Genomic DNA, 559 nt, shown 5'->3' with positions numbered 1-559 from the left:
GCGGCAAAAGAGGCAAAGCAACCTAAACAACTTGCTAGCTTTGCAGGTAGCCCCAGAAAACACATGCCCAAAGGGCTGCCCTTTGAGTTAAAGTCTTATTTAGAATTAGTTGAACTCACAGGCCGCTGTATGAGAGAAGATAAACGCGGACATATAGAGCAACGCACTCTTCCTATTTTAGAACGATTAAACATAGCACCTGAAAACTGGTTAAAACTCACCACACAATTTAGCAAAGTGTTCAAAGGGGCAGTAGGGCGACCCAATAAGCTTGACGGCTATTATACTCATTTAGAAGTAAAACGGCGAACCGGCATCAGTCAATGTGAAAGGTTATTCGCTTAAATCACTCCATAGCCCAAAATACTTAACCACAATCATGCTGACAAAGTAGGCAAAACCGCGACTAATTTTTTGTAATTACCATTCAAACCCTCGGATAAAACTAAAAATAGTGGTAAAGGTGCACTTTTGGCATAGAAATATCAAAGGTAATGGCTTTGCGTGTCCATTATTTGATAATTTAATAATGGCTGTCTTGTTTAGTTGGTTTTTAGTT

General features: G+C 39.5%; 1 pseudogene. It reads left to right on the top strand.

The features are described from left to right. Positions 1–345, top strand: a pseudogene (locus SANK73390_RS11845) (transposase); the annotation flags it as partial. Positions 346–559 lie beyond the last annotated feature (214 nt).

Source organism: Pseudoalteromonas sp. SANK 73390, from assembly GCF_054966645.1.
Note: the sequence above shows the minus strand (reverse complement) of the source record. Positions and strands in the feature narration are given on the sequence as shown.